Annotated in this window: 11 protein-coding genes and 1 pseudogene; 8 read left to right on the plus strand and 4 right to left on the minus strand. The window is 69.7% G+C overall.

Annotation, left to right across the window (positions count from 1 at the left end):
• Positions 1-40: 40 nt before the first annotated feature.
• Positions 41-556 carry a hypothetical protein gene (locus tag OOK40_RS24800; RefSeq protein ID WP_266485939.1) on the plus strand — a complete coding sequence of 172 codons (516 nt, stop codon included), beginning with the start codon at positions 41-43 and terminating at the stop codon, positions 554-556.
• Positions 557-928: 372 nt separating this feature from the next.
• Positions 929-1,516: a hypothetical protein gene (locus OOK40_RS24805; RefSeq protein ID WP_266485942.1), complete on the plus strand. Its 588-nt coding sequence runs from the start codon at positions 929-931 to the stop codon at positions 1,514-1,516.
• 1,014 nt (positions 1,517-2,530) lie between these two features.
• Here the strand turns inward: OOK40_RS24805 and OOK40_RS24810 are convergent.
• Positions 2,531-2,691 (minus strand): annotated as a pseudogene (locus OOK40_RS24810) (IS5/IS1182 family transposase); the annotation flags it as partial.
• A gap of 1,402 nt (positions 2,692-4,093) precedes the next feature.
• Between OOK40_RS24810 and OOK40_RS24815 the strand changes: the two are divergent.
• Positions 4,094-4,390: a hypothetical protein gene (locus OOK40_RS24815; protein ID WP_266485947.1), complete on the plus strand. Its 297-nt coding sequence runs from the start codon at positions 4,094-4,096 to the stop codon at positions 4,388-4,390.
• 137 nt (positions 4,391-4,527) lie between these two features.
• Here OOK40_RS24815 and OOK40_RS24820 read toward each other — a convergent pair whose 3' ends face one another.
• The 3 genes from OOK40_RS24820 to OOK40_RS24830 all read right to left on the minus strand — a co-directional run bounded on the left by OOK40_RS24820 (position 4,528) and on the right by OOK40_RS24830 (position 7,957).
• Complete coding sequence (locus OOK40_RS24820) at positions 4,528-4,914, minus strand: VOC family protein (protein WP_266485951.1); 387 nt, start codon at positions 4,912-4,914, stop codon at positions 4,528-4,530.
• Positions 4,911-5,204, minus strand: coding sequence for a helix-turn-helix transcriptional regulator (locus OOK40_RS24825; RefSeq protein WP_266485955.1), 294 nt, complete (start codon positions 5,202-5,204; stop codon positions 4,911-4,913). The genes OOK40_RS24820 and OOK40_RS24825 overlap by 4 nt, the downstream gene beginning before the upstream one ends.
• 203 nt (positions 5,205-5,407) lie before the next feature.
• Positions 5,408-7,957, minus strand: coding sequence for a discoidin domain-containing protein (locus OOK40_RS24830; protein ID WP_266485960.1), 2,550 nt, complete (start codon positions 7,955-7,957; stop codon positions 5,408-5,410).
• A 513-nt stretch (positions 7,958-8,470) separates the two neighbouring features.
• On the opposite strand from OOK40_RS24830, the gene OOK40_RS24835 reads away from it, so the two are divergent.
• The 5 genes from OOK40_RS24835 (at position 8,471) to OOK40_RS24855 (ending at position 15,300) form a co-directional block, all read left to right on the plus strand.
• Complete coding sequence (locus OOK40_RS24835; RefSeq protein ID WP_266485963.1) at positions 8,471-9,109, plus strand: hypothetical protein; 639 nt, start codon at positions 8,471-8,473, stop codon at positions 9,107-9,109.
• Between the two features lie 358 nt (positions 9,110-9,467).
• A complete protein-coding gene (locus tag OOK40_RS24840) occupies positions 9,468-10,064 on the plus strand; it encodes a hypothetical protein (RefSeq protein WP_266485967.1) in 597 nt (198 codons plus the stop codon).
• 859 nt (positions 10,065-10,923) lie between these two features.
• Positions 10,924-13,245 (plus strand): LuxR C-terminal-related transcriptional regulator, encoded by a 2,322-nt coding sequence (locus tag OOK40_RS24845; RefSeq protein ID WP_266485969.1) that lies wholly within the window; start codon positions 10,924-10,926, stop codon positions 13,243-13,245.
• Positions 13,246-13,476: 231 nt separating this feature from the next.
• Positions 13,477-14,109: a dioxygenase gene (locus OOK40_RS24850; RefSeq protein WP_266485972.1), complete on the plus strand. Its 633-nt coding sequence runs from the start codon at positions 13,477-13,479 to the stop codon at positions 14,107-14,109.
• Between the two features lie 30 nt (positions 14,110-14,139).
• Positions 14,140-15,300: a hypothetical protein gene (locus OOK40_RS24855; RefSeq protein WP_266485974.1), complete on the plus strand. Its 1,161-nt coding sequence runs from the start codon at positions 14,140-14,142 to the stop codon at positions 15,298-15,300.
• Positions 15,301-15,352 lie beyond the last annotated feature (52 nt).

The raw sequence follows: 15,352 nt of genomic DNA on the forward strand, positions 1-15,352 counted from the left end.
CTCTCTGCCTCTTGGTCCCGGGCCGGTCCAGAATGCTGCCATGGCCGATGAGGAATGCAACGAGGCAGAAGCACGCTCATTCCTGTCGTGCGCAGCCGAGGTGGCTCGGCTGCTGGACCTCGGGAACGCGGCCGGCGTGCCGGAGGACCGGCGTGCGCGGCACCTGGCCCATGTGGTGCGCAAGCCACTGCTCGAACGCGCCGGCCTGCCTGAGGAGTTCTTTGCCCCGTTGATGGCCGCTTCCGTCTACGACCCGGACCCCAGCTTCTGCCGCTGGTTCATCGAGCCGGCGCTCTACGCATTCGGACGCCGGCGGGTCATGACAGCACTGCTCGACTATCTGCGGACGGGCACGGACGCGGAGCGAGCAGGCGCCATGCGGGCCTGGTACTGCGCCCACTTGCCGCTGCACGCGGACCGGTCCCCGGCCTACGCACCCGGTGGGAGTCACGATCCCGCCCTGGACGAGTCCCACGACGTGGTGGACGAGTGGCTGGAGGCTTCCGGCGGACAGTTGCGTGGTTGCGCCGCCTCACTGAACCGCGACGAAGCCTGAGGCCGCTGCCGGGGCGGGCTCCCGTTGCCACGGCGCTTTCGCTTGCCCCCTTGGAAGTTACGGGGCAGCCCTTTGAGCCGCTTCTTTCGGATCAAGCCGGTAGAGCGGCGGCATCTGGTGCCGCGCGTCGCAAGGCGGGCGCCCGATCACTGGACGTCGTCTGACGCTCTGGCAATGCAGCAAGGTGCGGTGCCAGGCAGCGCGTACCGGGCATGATCCAGAAGACACGGCCCAGGCAGCCCCCCGGTCAGTGGCCCGGGCGGCTGACCAGGTGCGGGCCATCCAGGCGAGGCGCCGGGCCCGTACGGCATGGTGCCCAGGGCCGCGGCGCGCCGCGGCGGATGCTGATGGCTCCCCGTGCAGGAGAGGCCCGTGAGTGATTCCAGCCCCCGAGTGATCCCGAGGCCGGCATCTGTTGCAGCAGGCGATGACGTTCCCGCTCCCGGGGTCATCGGCATCGGACTCGCCGCGGTGCTGACGTTCGCGTTCGCCCAGGGCTCGTGGCAGTGGTTCGCCACGTTCATCGGGGTAACGCTCCTTGCGGTGATGGTCGCCTTCCAGCGACGGTCGCAGTGGACGCCGGACATCCGCTCGGCGTACATGCGCGGCCTGGTCGCGTACGCGCTGGTCGTGGGCTTGTGCGTGGCGATCGCACTTGCACCCCTGCTGCAGCGCCGGGCCTGGCTGTTCCCGATGCCGGGCACGCGCAGCGAGTGCGGGCTGATGGGCAGGTACGAGGCCCTCCAGGTGAAGTCCGCGCTGGGGAACCTGGCCGGCAGTGACGGTGCTGCCCTGGCGTTCGCGCAGGAAGTCCAGGCCCGCAAGGCCGTTGCCGAGTGCCTGGCGGTCACGACGACTCTGTGGCTGCCCCTGTACGGGCTGGGGGCGGCGGTGCTGGTGGGGGCGGCTGCGTATTTCCGCGACCGGGCTCGAGCCCAGGCCGACGCCGTCGGCTATTGAGGTTTCGGTCTGGGGTGACGTCATGGTTTGGGCCGGGACGAGTCTGGTCTAGGCGATGAAGCCGTCCAGCAAGCCGGGCCGGGTACTGCATGCGTTTCAGGCGGGTGCGGGCCAGTGCGGCCAGTTCGTCGATGCGGCACTGGGCCGGGTTGCCCAGACGCCTGCGATCTCGCACGAGCCTTCGTCGATCTCGTCCGTCACCGGCGTGGATACCTGCTGCTGGAGTGGATTCGTCAGGCCGAACAGGACGGCCCGAAACCGATGCGGGGTTTCGCCGGTTCCTCCGCCAGGACTCGACACTGACACCGTCGGCCTCACCCTCCCGTGGAGTTCCGGCGTCGTCGAAGGCCACGTGAACCGAGTGAAGACGCTCAAGCGAGCCATGTACGGGCGGACCTCGTTCGAACTCCTCCGCACCTGGATCCTCACCCAGCCATGAGACATCGAGAGCTGGGCATACAGTCGGGGCTCATGAAGTCGCCACAGCCCACGGATCCGCAAGCCGAGGCCGCACAAGGCCGTATCGCTCTCTGGCTCGACCCGGAGGACTTGCGCCGACTGGCGCAGCACTGCTGTTGCGCCGACGACGCAACCGACGAAGACAAGGACCGCTGCGGACGACTCCGCTTCCGGGCTAACGCAGCCTTGCACAAGCACTCGGCATGAGCCGACAGGGAGACGCGTCCGTCACGGAACTGCGGCCCGAGCCAAAATTCGAGCTCGGCGGCACGCTGGGGCGCTGATCGAGAAGGGATGATTGAGCTCCTCCACGACCACGCCACCAGATCCCTGCATGTCCTGATCTGTCAGCACCCTGCCCTCGTAGACGACGCGGCTGACGAAGGTGAGGGGATTGCCGAAGTTCACGGTCCACAGGTACATGGCCCGGTCACGCGGTCACCGTGGGGGTGGCAGTTCTTCGAAAAGTCGTGCCGTCCACGACATAGACCGGTGTCCTTGCGCGGCCGGCGAGATCGCCAGCAGCGGCGTGGAACGGGTGTCGCTGACCGGGCGCCGCAACGTGAGGTTCGAGCGCCTGTAAGTGGCCACCAGCAACACTCGGTCAGCTAGAGACCGACGCCACGGACCGCCACGCTGGACATCACCGCCACGACGGCGCACCAGCGCCACCAGCTCTCGAACTGCGGCTCACTCAATCCGGAGAACGGCTCGATCTACTTCGGATCATCCGCTGAGATCACGCCGCCCAGGCCCGCCTAGCGCCCCAACAGGCCCACCAGTTGGAGGACTCCCTTAGGATCGAGCCGTGATCAAGTCTACGAAGGCTGCGGGATTGTTGGACGCGGCCGTGGACTGGTGGGGGCTTGCAGTCTCTGTGTTCCTCCTGGCAGGAGCCATCAGCGACTACCGCGACGGTGGGTCCCTGGCCTGGCCCATCGCTGGGGCAGTACTGGTCCTCGTCAGTGTCTGGCTGCTCCATCGCCGGGTGATCCGCCGAGACAGGAAGCCCACTTGTCCACGGCCGTAGGGACACCAGGCAGCGACCCAGTGCCCTCGTTCTCGTGTGCCGCCACGCGGCCGACTTCATTCGGCAGCGTTCGGAGTCGTCCACTGCGGTGCAGCGAGCCCGGCCGACCGTCGAAGAGCACGCAGGTGCCCAGGCATACGGTCCCCTGTACCGCCGCCTCCGAGGCACCAACAGACTTGGACAGCGTGCACTATCAAAACCCCAGGCCAGCAGCCCGGGCTGCTTTATTGCCGACCGGAGAAACGCCCCGGTCAGCTCATGTCGTTGCCGCCTGGCGCCACGGTATGTTGGGCCCATGCCCGGACACCCGCCTATGTGTCCCGCGTGCGACCAGCCGATGACTGCTGGCGGCTTCGCCCTCGCCCGGAGGGACGAGGATGGCGCGCGAGCCTGCCGCATGCTGTGGCGGTGCCCCGGTCGGCATGTCTGGTGGAAGTGGGCGGACCGTCCGGGCGACCCACCGGAGCTCTGCCCGCACCCACAGCTCTTCCGATCCTGACATCTTCGACTGCCTCAGCGACGGCACAGCCACATCCCTGAGCGGCCCAGCATGACAGTCGGAAGCCCGCGCCTGCGTGAAGTAGAGGGGCAGCGATCGAACTCCAAATGCGGGTGTCACACGACGCTTGGACGGTGCCTCAAATCCGGGTGCGGGTGAGGTGGACGGCAACGAGTTCGGTGGAGGTGAGGCCTTGCTTTACGCGTATGGCCGGGATGCCGACGCTCTGTTCAGGGTCATGAAAGCCGCCCTGCGCGCACTGCCCTTCCACCCGGCCCACGTCATTCTCCGGCGCGGGGACGCAGGGGATCCCGAAGCCGCCGAGTCTCGCGTGGAGTTGTGAGGACCCCGTGCCAGATTGCGTGGGCAGCCTCGGTCGACGCTGAGCGCGGCCAGGTCCACGGCGCAACGGCCGTGCCCCGCGCTGAGGTCTTGAACATGGAATTCCCCGTGATCGTCGAGTCAGCCGATTCGACGTAAACCCCGTTGGCCCATGGAGGGTGGGCGGGGCCAGGCAGGATCCAGACGAGAGTGCCTAGCCGGCTTGCTGGGTGGCATGCCATGATCACGCCCAAAGGGGGGACGAGCCGTGGGTGTCTACAGCGACCTGTTGATCGGCTTGACGGCGCTGCTGATCGCAATCTGTGGAGTGGCTGCACTCGGTTGGGGCTGGCTGCCGTCCTGGCGGCGTCGGCGCATCGTCCGCCCGCGCCTGTTCGGCTGGGCGCAGCTGACGAATGCTGCCGCGCTTGTCGTCCACCTGGTCGGTGGCTTGCTGATCCAGGACCCTTACGTTCGCTCCACCGTCACCATGTCCGGCGCGTGGGTACTGGTGCTCGGCTGTCTATTGAACGTGCAGGCAGAGCGCCCGGCGCGAAACCGCTAGAGCCACACGACATCCCGGGCCGTCATCCAGCCTGGGCGCCGCCGCCGGGCCGTCAGAGAGCATCCCCAGCGTCGAGGCCCAGGTCCTGAATCGCTGACCGCGGACGGTAGATCGCGGCTGGCGCCTGCGCCGGGTCCCTACTTGCTGTGCACGATCTGGATCAGGTTGCCGCAGGTGTCGTCCAGAACCGCAGTGGTGACCGGGCCCATCTCCAGCGGTTCCTGGGTGAAGTGCACCCCGAGCTTGCGCAGCCGGGTGAACTCCGCTTGTACGTCGTCCACGGCGAAGGAGGTGGCCGGGATGCCGTCCTGGACCAGCGCCGTCTTGTACGGCTCCACCGCGGGATGGCCGGAGGGCTCAAGCAGCAGTTCGGTCCCGTCGGGATCTTCCGGCGAGACCACGGTCAGCCACCGGTCCTCGCCCAGCGGGACGTCGCGCTTCTCCACGAAGCCCAGCACGTCGGTATAGAAGCGCAGGGCCTTGTCCTGGTCATCGACGAACACGCTGGACAGGTGGATCTTCATGGGGTGCTCTCCGGTGCTTCGGGCCTGAGCCATCGGGTCACGATGCGCTCAAGGGGTTCGGTGTTCAGATCGTGGAACTTGTAGCGGCCCTGGCGCCGCGAAAGGACCAGACCCGCGGATTCCAGTACGGCCAGATGCTGGCTGATCGCCTGGCGGGACAGCCCCAGTCCGTGTTTGGTCACCAGCCGTGTGCAAATCTCGAACAGGGTCTGGCCGTCGCGTTCCACCAGCTCATCAAGGATGCGCCGACGGGTGGGGTCGGCCAGTGCCTTGAAGACATCCTCCGCCATAGCCAACACCATAGGCAAGTGGTGACTTGCCTATCAAGTGAGGCGCCCTGTCGGCACCTGGTCCAGATGAAACTGCCTGGATGTTGGGCTGGTCCCTCTGGCCATTGCGGGGTGTTGTCACTTCCGGTCAGGTCGGAGTGGGCGGAGCAGTGCACGGGTGGACTATCGGGGTCTGCCCAAAGGCGGGTGGTCGGTCTGGTGTGTCAGCCCAGGTTGAGGATCGTGGCTTTGCTGGGTACGCCTTGGGCGTTGAGTGCGAAGAGGAAGTAGGTGCCTGGCAGGGCGATGCCCGGATCGGCCGGCACGGTGACTTCGTACGTCCCGGTGTTCGTCTGGCGGGTGGTGAGCGGGACGCGGCGCTGGTCGTTGTCGGTGGAGTGGGTCGCGGCGCCGGCGCGGACCAGTGTGAAGGAGATGACGGCGGTGTCGGTGGTGATCGTGAGTTTCGTCCCGTTGGCTGCGTGGGCCGGGACGCCGCCGGTGATCTGGGGCCGGGTTTTCTCGGTGCCGTCGGTGTTGAGGAGGTAGGGCGGGGTGAAGATCGCCCCGTCGGGGTGGTTGGTGGCGCAGGCTCCGCACAGGCCGCCGCCGCCGCTGAATATGCGGCCGTCGGGCAGCAGGTTGGCGACGCTGTGGTAGTTGCGGGGCACGGCCATTGCTGCCATGCGGGTGAACCTGCCGGTTGCCGGGTCCCAGATCTCCGGGGTCATGGCTGAGGTCGCGTCGCTGAAGGGGACCGGGTAGGACTGGCCGCCGAAGACGGCGACCTTGCCGTCCGGCATCACGACGCTGTTGGCGAACGCACGGGCGTGGGCCAGGTCGCCGGTGCGGGCGCTGACCGGCTTACCGCCCCCGTTGAGGTCGACTGTGTAGGCGCGCCGAGTTGCTTTGACGTTCTCGTACGCGGTGGCGCCGCCCAGGGTGAGCAGCTTGCCGATGTCGTACGCGACGGCGTTGCCGTTCATCGCGTCCGGGCTGTCGGCGCGGGTGCCGGCCGCGGTGATGCTGCCGTTGCCGCTGGTGGAGATCCAGTTGATCTGCTTGCTGGGGCCGAGGTGCAGGACGCGCCCGTTCGCGGTGGCGTGCAACCACTGGTGGTTGTCGGCGCGGTAGGGGCCGCGCGGGTCGGCTGTCATGGTCGTGGTGACGGGGACGCCGCCGAGCTTGCGCCACGTGCCGCTGGCGGGGGACCAGACTTCACCGCCCTTGCCGCCGTTGCCGCCGCTCCAGGATCCGCCGAGGACGAAGGCGTCACCGGTGGACAGCAGCGTCATCGCCTGATAGCCGCGTGCGATGTTCATGTCCGCGGCCGAGGTCCACTCGCCGGTCGCCGGGTCGTACACGCTGGCGCGCTGTGCGTTGGAGCCGCCGGTGACCAGGACCCGGCCATCCTTCAGGACTGCTGTGCCGGGGCAGAACATGTCGTGCCCGGTGTTGTCCACCCGGCGCTGCGTGATGCGGCCGGTGGCCAGGTCCATGATTGCAGTTTGCGTATAGCCGTTGCTGCCGCCGAAGCGGTCGGCGCCGTATGCGGACCACGCGAGCATCTTGTTGCCCGGCAGGACCGCGGTGGCGACAGGGACAAGCGGGAAGCCCGTCAGCTTGCCCCACAGGCCGTGGGCGGCCGGGTCGGCGGGAGCGCTGAGGCGGATCTCGGCCGCCGAGGACCACGGACCGCGGCCCCCCGCCTCGGTGGTCGCGGTCAGTCGGACGTAGCGGGCGGTGACGGTACGCGTGAACGTGGCCCCTTTCGGGGTGTCGTCGTCCTTCCAGGTTCCGCTCGCCACCGGGGTGCTGAAGGAGGTGCCGTTGGTGCTGGTGGTGACGGTGTAGGCGCCGATCCGGCCGTTGACGCCGGTGCGGCGGGGTTCGTAGGACAGGGCGGAGACGCGGCGGGCCGTCTTCATGTCGATGGTGATGGTGTGCGGCAACGGCGTGGCCGTAGGTGTCCACTTGCTGTGCCACAGGGTGTTGGGGTCGCCGTCCAGGGCGCGGGCGGGGCTGTGGTCGCCCTTCGCCGTCTCGTGGTCGCTTGCGGTCGCGGTCCAGCCGTCGCGGGGCAGGTCGACCACGGCTGCGGTGGTGCCCGGATCGCCGAGCAGGTTGATCTCGGCGGCGCTGGTCCATGAGCCGCGGTTGCCGGCCTCGGTGGTCGCGGTCAGCCGGATGTAGCGGGCGCCTTTGGGCGCGAAGCTCAGGGTCTTGACGGTGTTGTCGTCGGCCAGGGTGCCGGTGGCCACCGCCTCCCCCCACACGGTTCCCTCCGCGCTGAGGTGGATTGCGTACTCGCCGATCCGGCCGTTGATGCCGGTGGCTCGGGGCTGGTAGACGAGCGCGGAGACGACCACCGTCCTGTGCATGTCGATGGTGATGGTGTGCGGAAACGGCGTGGCCGTGGGCGTCCACTGGCTGTGCCACAGGGTGTTGGGGTCGCCGTCCAGGGCGCGGACGGGGCTGTGGTCGCCCTTCGCCGTCTCATGATCGCTTGCGGTCGCCGTCCAGCCGTCGCGGGGCAGGGTGGGCGCGGCAGGCTCCATCGCAACGGCGGGAGCAGCCTGGTGATGCGGAGCCGGCGGCGAGACCGTCGGTTCGGCCGCCGGCAGCGCCCGCCCCGGCCCGGCGCTCGCGCGGCCGCCGAAGACGAGGAGGGGGACGAGAGCCGCGAGGACAGCGGCCAGGGGCAGCAGAATCAGACCCCGGGATCTGAACCGGGACCACCGGCTCAGACACCACAGCGCGAAGCCACGGATCATGTCGTCGTCCCCCCACGGACAGGGCGCCGCCTTCCACAGCCACGCCACGCGGGACCTGACCATGGCACCAGGCCCCACGCTTGTAAAGACTCCGGTCATAGCTGACAGCCACGACGTACTGGGCGGCAAACGGTGTGCGATGCGGGCAGGTTCAGCCCGTTCCGGGGCCGCGATCACCACCACTTCGGTCCGGTGAGGACCCGACGGGCTGCGGACGCACCTCCCTCACCCCTGGCGTCCTCGCAAGGAGCACGGCCCATCGAGGAGATCGAGCGGCGGGTACGCGAGGAGGTCTACTGGCACTCCTCCATCGAGCGGCACGCCATCAATGGGCTGCCGTGGTGTGAGCCGGTGACCAGCGCGGAACTGCTGGGCCGAGCTGCCGTCGAGGCCGGGGAGAGCCGTTTGGTACCGGCCGGTAGGCTGCCGGTCGCAAAAGAGGGAAGGTTACAAATGCCAAGCTGCTTACCGTCGTTGCGCTCGGTGCCGCTGTTACCGCTCATCATGGCCGCCGTGTTCATGCTGCCGACGCCGCTGGGCTCCTCCGCCGCCGCGTCCCCGGTCTCGGACGCACCGTCCGGCACCGCACGGCAGGTGCAAGGTTGCGGGCAGTTGCGGGTGACGGGCCGGCTGCCCGCGCCCCCGGCCGGGACGGCTGCCCGGCAGGAGGTCAGCGTCGGCGATGACTGCAAGCTGGACTTGGGCCCGGTCCGGTTCGTGCCCGCCCCGGACGGGGGGCGGCACACGGCAGCGGACAGCCGGGAGCTGCGCACCTGGTCGGAGATGTACGACTGCTGCGGGATCCTGATGACCGCGTTGTACACCACCACGACCTGGGGAAACGCTGACGGCGGGGTGCGCGAGGTCAACACCACCGCGCGGCACTACTGGAACCGAGAACCGTGGGACGCAGGCTGGTCCCTCGCGGGCACGAGCGATGGTGTGGATTGCCATGCTGCCTGCCCAGGGGCCCGCGCCGCCGCCCACGCAGCGTTCGGCTACCGCGGGATCTTCGACTTCACGGGTGACTGGTACGCCAACACCCATGACTCCACTGTGCAGCTGAACGGGGACGGCACGGCCTTCTGTCGACTCGACGTGACCTTGCGGCATACCTTCATCGGCTGGCGCTGGGTGCGCGGCTGCGCTTGACGGCAAGTCTGTCGTGGCGAGCTGTGGGTGGGTTGTTCGGCTCGTTGCCTTTTGCGAGTCATGCCGTCGCTTCACTTGGGCCCGCTAGTCAGCCTTCGGCCTACCGCCATCCGGATACCTCATGCTCCCGGCTTTGGTCAGCGCAGCGCAGGCCGTCAGCAGGTTCGCAATTTCTGCCAGCCATAGATCACTCGTGTCGGGGCTTCCCACGCTCGGCGAGCCACCGTCTGCGCCTTCGGACTCCCTGCACGCGCATGCCGAAGTTGTTTCGGCCGAGAGGGTTTTGCGTCCACACATACACGTGTTGCCGCGCGGTGAGTAGAGTCCGGAATCATCACCCCCACTTTGAGGAGCGATTGTGCCCGAGTCGGACACCACCACATTGAAGACCCAGTACGAAGCAAGGGTTGCCGCCGACCTACATCAGAACACGGCCGAACAAGAGCGCATTCAGGCGGAGATCGAGGCTCTGCAGGCCCAACTGGCTTCGCTTGAGCAGGACCACGAACTCCTGGTTGGCATGCGCTCCGCCTTGGGCGGCGAGACAGCCGAACCCCAGACGGTCCCTGCAGCTCGTCGGACCGTCAAGAAGCCGGGCTCAGCCACGGCGAAGACCACGCGCACGCCCTCCGCCAAGAAGACAGCGACGAGGAAGGCGGCTGCCAACAAGACCCCCGCCACGGGCCTTGCACAGAAGGGACCCACCCTCACGGACTTCGTGCATCAGCACCTCAGCGGTCAGACCGAGCCGCGCACCGCTGCCGAGATCGCAAAGGCTCTCGCCGAGGCGCACCCTGAGCGCAACATCAACGACAACCTCGTGCGCACCACGACCGAAAGGCTGGTCGCCCGCAGTAAGGTCGTCCGGGCCAAGCAGGGCGCTACCGTGTTCTACACGGCTGCCAAGAGCGCCGAGGACTCCGCAGTTCTCAAGCCCGCCGAGGCAACGGCCTGACCACAGAGGTTCCGCAGCAGGCCGGCCGCACAGTCTGCCGCCGCGGTAGTCACACGAGGTGCTGCTCAGGCTCCTCGTCCAGGACTGGAAGCCGGACTCGAAGAGCTAGGCTGCCGCCCGACGGTCAAGGGCGGGCCGCGGAGCAGACATGGACGGCCGAGGCCAGGACGGCGACGTTTTCCCGCGTGGGCGGTGGGCCCTGTTCGCCGACCGACAAGCGATACGCCCAGGCCGAGGCCGCCAATCAAGACGGGGAGGTCCTTGCCTGGCCGCCACCGCTGGGTGGTCGAGCGCGCCATGTCCTGGCTGAAGGGTTCCATCGACAACACCGCCAACGTGTGCGGCCACGTCGAGGTGGTCCTCCCCGGGGCCCTCCCTGTGGGGCGGAGGTCTGCGCCGAGCTTGGCGGCGCCGAGGCGTGCGCCGGGTCCGGCTGTTGCGTGCGCCCGCGCGCGGCTGTAGCGCCGTTCGGCCGACCGGCTTGATCCCGGCGCGTGGCGGGGCGGCTTCAGTCGCCGGAGTGGGACCGGCGGCCGTCCACAGCGAGCGCATAGCGGACGCTCAGCCCGTGCTCAGCCGCCGTGGGGCGTGGCTCACCTTCTCCTGAGGCGGTGGTGCCGGGTGCGGCCGGTCGGCGAGGATTCGACGGATGAGTACGAGTCGAGGGTGCGAGGAGTGCGGGGGAGAGCTGCCCGGCAAGGACCGGCGTACGGGAAGTGAGCCGGCGCAAGGCGGTCGGCCAGCCCGCTACTGCTCTGCCGCCTGCCGACAGCGAGCCTTTCGCCGCCGCTCGGCACAAGGCGGCACGGGCCGTACGCGGCAGGCTGCCGCGGCTGGGGCCCCGGCACCGGCTTCGCCCGTGCGGGGCCGGGAACTGCCGCGTGCACTCGACTCCTTCGTAGGCCGCAGCCGCGAACTGTCCCGGTTGCGCACCCTGGTGAAGTCGGCGCGGCTGCTGACCCTCACCGGCCCCGGCGGAGTCGGCAAGACCCGCCTCGCGCTGGAATTCGCCGGGAGTATGCGCGGCGGCGCCGATGGTCGGGCCCAGTTCGTCGAGCTGGACTCGTTGCACGACGGTACCCAGCTGCCCCAGGCTGTCGCCACCGCATTCGGCCTGGGCGAACGCGGCGGCCGCAGCGGCGTCGAGATGCTTGCCCACACCCTGGGCGAACGCTCGATGTTGCTGATCCTGGACAACTGCGAGCACCTGGCCGAGTCGTGCGCACAGCTGGCCGCGGCCCTGCTGAGCCGGTGCCCCCGGCTGCGGATCCTGGCCACCAGCCGCGAGGTGCTGCGGGTTCCGGGCGAAGTGGTGTTCCGGGTCGGTGAACTGTCCCTGTCACCGCTCGCCGCCGGGTGCGACCCGGCAGCCGTGCTGCAGGCCGACGCCGTACGGCTTTTCGTGGAGCGAGCCGCCGGACGCGTACCTGGATTCGCGCTGGACGTCGGCAACGCCCGTACCGTGGCGGAGATCTGCCGACGTCTCGACGGGATGCCGCTGGCCATCGAGCTGGCGGCGCGCCGCACCGGAGCCCTTCCGCTGAGCGACATCTTGGCCGGCCTGGACGACCAGCTCGCGCTCCTGACGGACGGCAGCAGGACCGGGCCCGGCCGGCACCGCGAACTGGCCGCGGCAATCGACTGGAGCCATCGATTACTGGCCCCGGAGGAGCAGACCCTCTTCCGCCGACTCGCCGTCCTCGTCGGCGGATTCGACGCCGTTGGCGCGGCCGTGGTCTGCGCCGACGGCGAGGTGCCGTCGCGTGATGTGCTGCGCGTGCTGTGCGCCCTGGAGGCCAAGTCCCTGATCGTACGGCTGCCGGGGACCGAAGACACCGCGAGATTCAGGCAGTTGAGCGCCATCCGCGCCTACGCACTCGACCGACTTGCCGACTCCGGCGAACTGCACAGGACCTGGCAGAGGGCCCTGGACTGGCTGACCGGTCTGCTGGAGCCCACCGCCGGCCGGCTCTTCGCCGACCAGATCGGCGGAGCACCGGCGAGGGAACGGGAGAACCTTGCGGCGGCAGTCGCCTATGCCACCGACCGCGACGGCAGGCCGCCCCTGGGGCTGGCCCTCGCGCTGGCGCGGGTGCGCTTCCAGCAGGAGCAGCTGACGGCCGCCCGCGCCCTGCTGACCGCAGTACTCGCGCAGGACGACGGCTCGGCGCACGGCGGTGCGGCACCGGCGCTCGCCGCTCGCGCTGCTTGCCAGCAGCAGGACCCTGCGGCCGCGCTGCACTTCGCGGAGCAGGCGGTGGCGATCGAGCGGCGGCGCGACAACCCCACCGCACTCGCCAACGCCCTGGACGCGCGGGCCGCCGCCCTGGTGTGCGGCGGCGAGTTCGCCCGGGCCGTCGCCGACTTCGCGGAGTGCCTGGACATCGTCGCCACACTCGGCCGCCCCCGCGACACCGCGTCGTGCCGCCACCATCTGGCCTGGGCGCTGCTGCACATCGGCAAGGCGGCCGAGGGCGACGAGCTGATGGCGTCCTGCCTGGCGCTGCTGCGCGGAAAGTCCACCTGGGCCCAGTCGGCGGCCGCTCTGCACACTGCCGGTGCGATCCGGCTCGCCCTGGGCGATACCGAAGCGGCCCAGGGCCTGTTCGCCGAGGGCCTGCGCACGGTGCCCGGAGAGAGCTTCCACGCGCTGTATCCACTGGAGGGGCTTGCCGTCGTGGCAGCCGAGCGGGGCCAGATGAAGCGGTCAATGCGGCTGTTCGCGGCCGCTGCGCAGGCGCGCCGGCGGCTGGACACCGAGCCGGAGGCCGAGTGGTGGCGCCAGGTCGAGTCGGCGACGGCCCGAGCGGCGGAGGCGCTGACCCCGGCGGGGCGGGACACCGCGGTGGCCCAGGGACGCGGGATGGGCTGGGAGCGGCTGATCGGGTACGCCCTGCGCGGCAACGGCGAAGGAGCGACGCCGGCCGTCCGTACGGACAACGGACAATCCCCGCTCACAGGGCGGGAGATGACGGTGGCGGCGCTGGTCGCCGAGGGACTGACCAACCGCGAGATCGCCGCTCGTCTGGATCTATCGGCGAGCACCGTCTCGACCCACCTCGACAACGTGCGGGACAAGCTGGGCATGCGCTCCCGTACGCAGATCGCGCTGTGGGTGGCCGGAAGGGAGAAGCGCCGGGCCGCCCCCGCGCACGATCCGCGCCGCGGCGAGGTTTCGTAACGCCGCCAAGCCACCGGTCATCCGATCGATCCGCACGCCCGCCGCAGCGACCAAGCTGACGCGGAACAGGGCATTCCAAGGACCCGACGGCGTGGATCCGGGTCCTCCCCCCCCACGGAATGCCCTGCCTGCACAGTGACCCGGCAAGGAGATGCGGTGCGGCACGACCACGATGCGGACGGCGAACACACGAGCTCGAGGCGGGCGTTCATCAGAACGAGTTCGGCGGGAATGACCGCCGCCCTTGTGGCGACAAGCGCGGCCGGCACCGCCCTGGCGGCACCGGTGAGCCCGGTGCAGGAGGCACGCGCGGCGGGACGCCCGCCGGCAGTCACGCCCGCCTGTGACGGTCACGAGACCCCGGCGGCGACGGAGGGCCCGCTCTTCAAGCCGCAGTCTCCCGAGCGGACCGACTTCATCACCCCCGCTGTCCACGGAGTGCGGCTCGATCTGAGCGGCATCGTCTACGACACGACCTGCAAGCCCCTGCCCGGGTCGCTCATCGAGTTCTGGCAGTGCGACCAGAACGGCGACTACGACACCGCAGGCTTCTCGCTGCGCGGACACCAGTTCACCAACAGCAGGGGCGCGTTCCGGCTGAGCACGATCATCCCCCGGGACTACTGGGGCCGTTGGGGTCAGCGGGCACCCCACATCCACACTCAGGTCCAGGCCCCCGGCGGACCGGTGCTCGTCACCCAGTTGTACTTCCCCGACGACACCCAGGCGTACGGCCGTGACTTCGCCGCGCTCAATGCCGCGGACCGGCTCCTCAACCGGGCCTGCACGATCACGCTCGCGGGCCCGCAGGGCGGCGGATACACCGGCGCCTTCGACTTCGTCATCCAGACCACGGCCAAGTAGCCGACCGCCGATCACTCAAGGAGTTCCGTGATGAACACGAGCAAGTCATCCCGGCGCCTGCACCTCGGTCGGTCACCGCTGGTGACAGCGCTGGCCGCGGGCGCCATCGCGGCCGGGGGCCTGATCGCCGCCGGCACGGGCTGGGCCGGACCCGCGCCCGCCGCCAAGGACGTGGCGGCCACACCGGCGCGCCTCGCCGGACAGTGGCAGGCGACCAAGGTCCCGGTGGCCAAGGGGGACATCACCGCCGTGGCCGCGCTCAGCGACAGGCAGGCCTGGTCCGTCGGCTACCGGCTGAAGAGCGGCACCGAGCTGGAGGCCCTGGCCCTGCACTGGGACGGCACGTCCTGGACGCAGCAGTCGACGCTGCCGGACGGCAGCTTCCCGCAGGCGCTCGCCGTACGGTCGGCCAGCGACATCTGGGCGGTCGGCGCGACGGCGGCCCACTGGGACGGCACCTCCTGGACCACGCGCAATCTCGGCCGTGACCCCGCGGGCCGGTTGGCACCCGACGCGGTGGTGACGACGTCCGACGGGAAGGCCTGGACGGCCGGCCGCGCGGTGCCGCAGGGCATCAAGAACGGGGTCCCCGCCATCCAGGCGTGGGACGGCACGGCCTGGCGCCGGCAGACCCTGCCCGACGTTGGCAAGGGCGAACTCACCAGCCTCACCGCCGTCGCACCGGACGACATCTGGGCGGCGGGCACGTCCTTCGCCACCGACGACGCCGCGGAGACGGCCCTGCTGCTGCACTGGGACGGCACCTCCTGGACGCGGGCCGCCGCACCCACCGCTGCCAAGAACGAGCACCGCTGGCTCAGCGGCGTCACCGCACTGGGTGCCGACGACATATGGGCGGTGGGCGGTTCGACGTCCAAGGGAGGCGATCGCCCCTACGCGGTGCACTGGGACGGCAAGAAGTGGACCGACGTTACGACACCCGCTATCGCCGACGGCCGGCTTCGAGCCGTCGGCAGGGCGGGGGACGGAAAGCTGTGGGCGGTCGGCGGCAAGGGTGCCGTCTCACTCGCCCTGCGCTTCGACACGCAGCAGCGCCGCTGGGAGAAGGCAGCCGACCCCGGTGTGGTGGTACGAGGGTTCACCACTGTGCCGAGCACCGCAGACCTGTGGACCGTGGGCGTCGCCAAACAGGGCGACCTCGTCCCGGCGGTGACACGCCTAACAGGCTGACCGGCACACGGGACCCGGGCCCGGACCGCACGCCATGGTCCGGGCCCGGACC

It is taken from the genome of Streptomyces sp. NBC_01481, assembly GCF_026339995.1.
GTDB lineage: Bacteria > Actinomycetota > Actinomycetes > Streptomycetales > Streptomycetaceae > Streptomyces.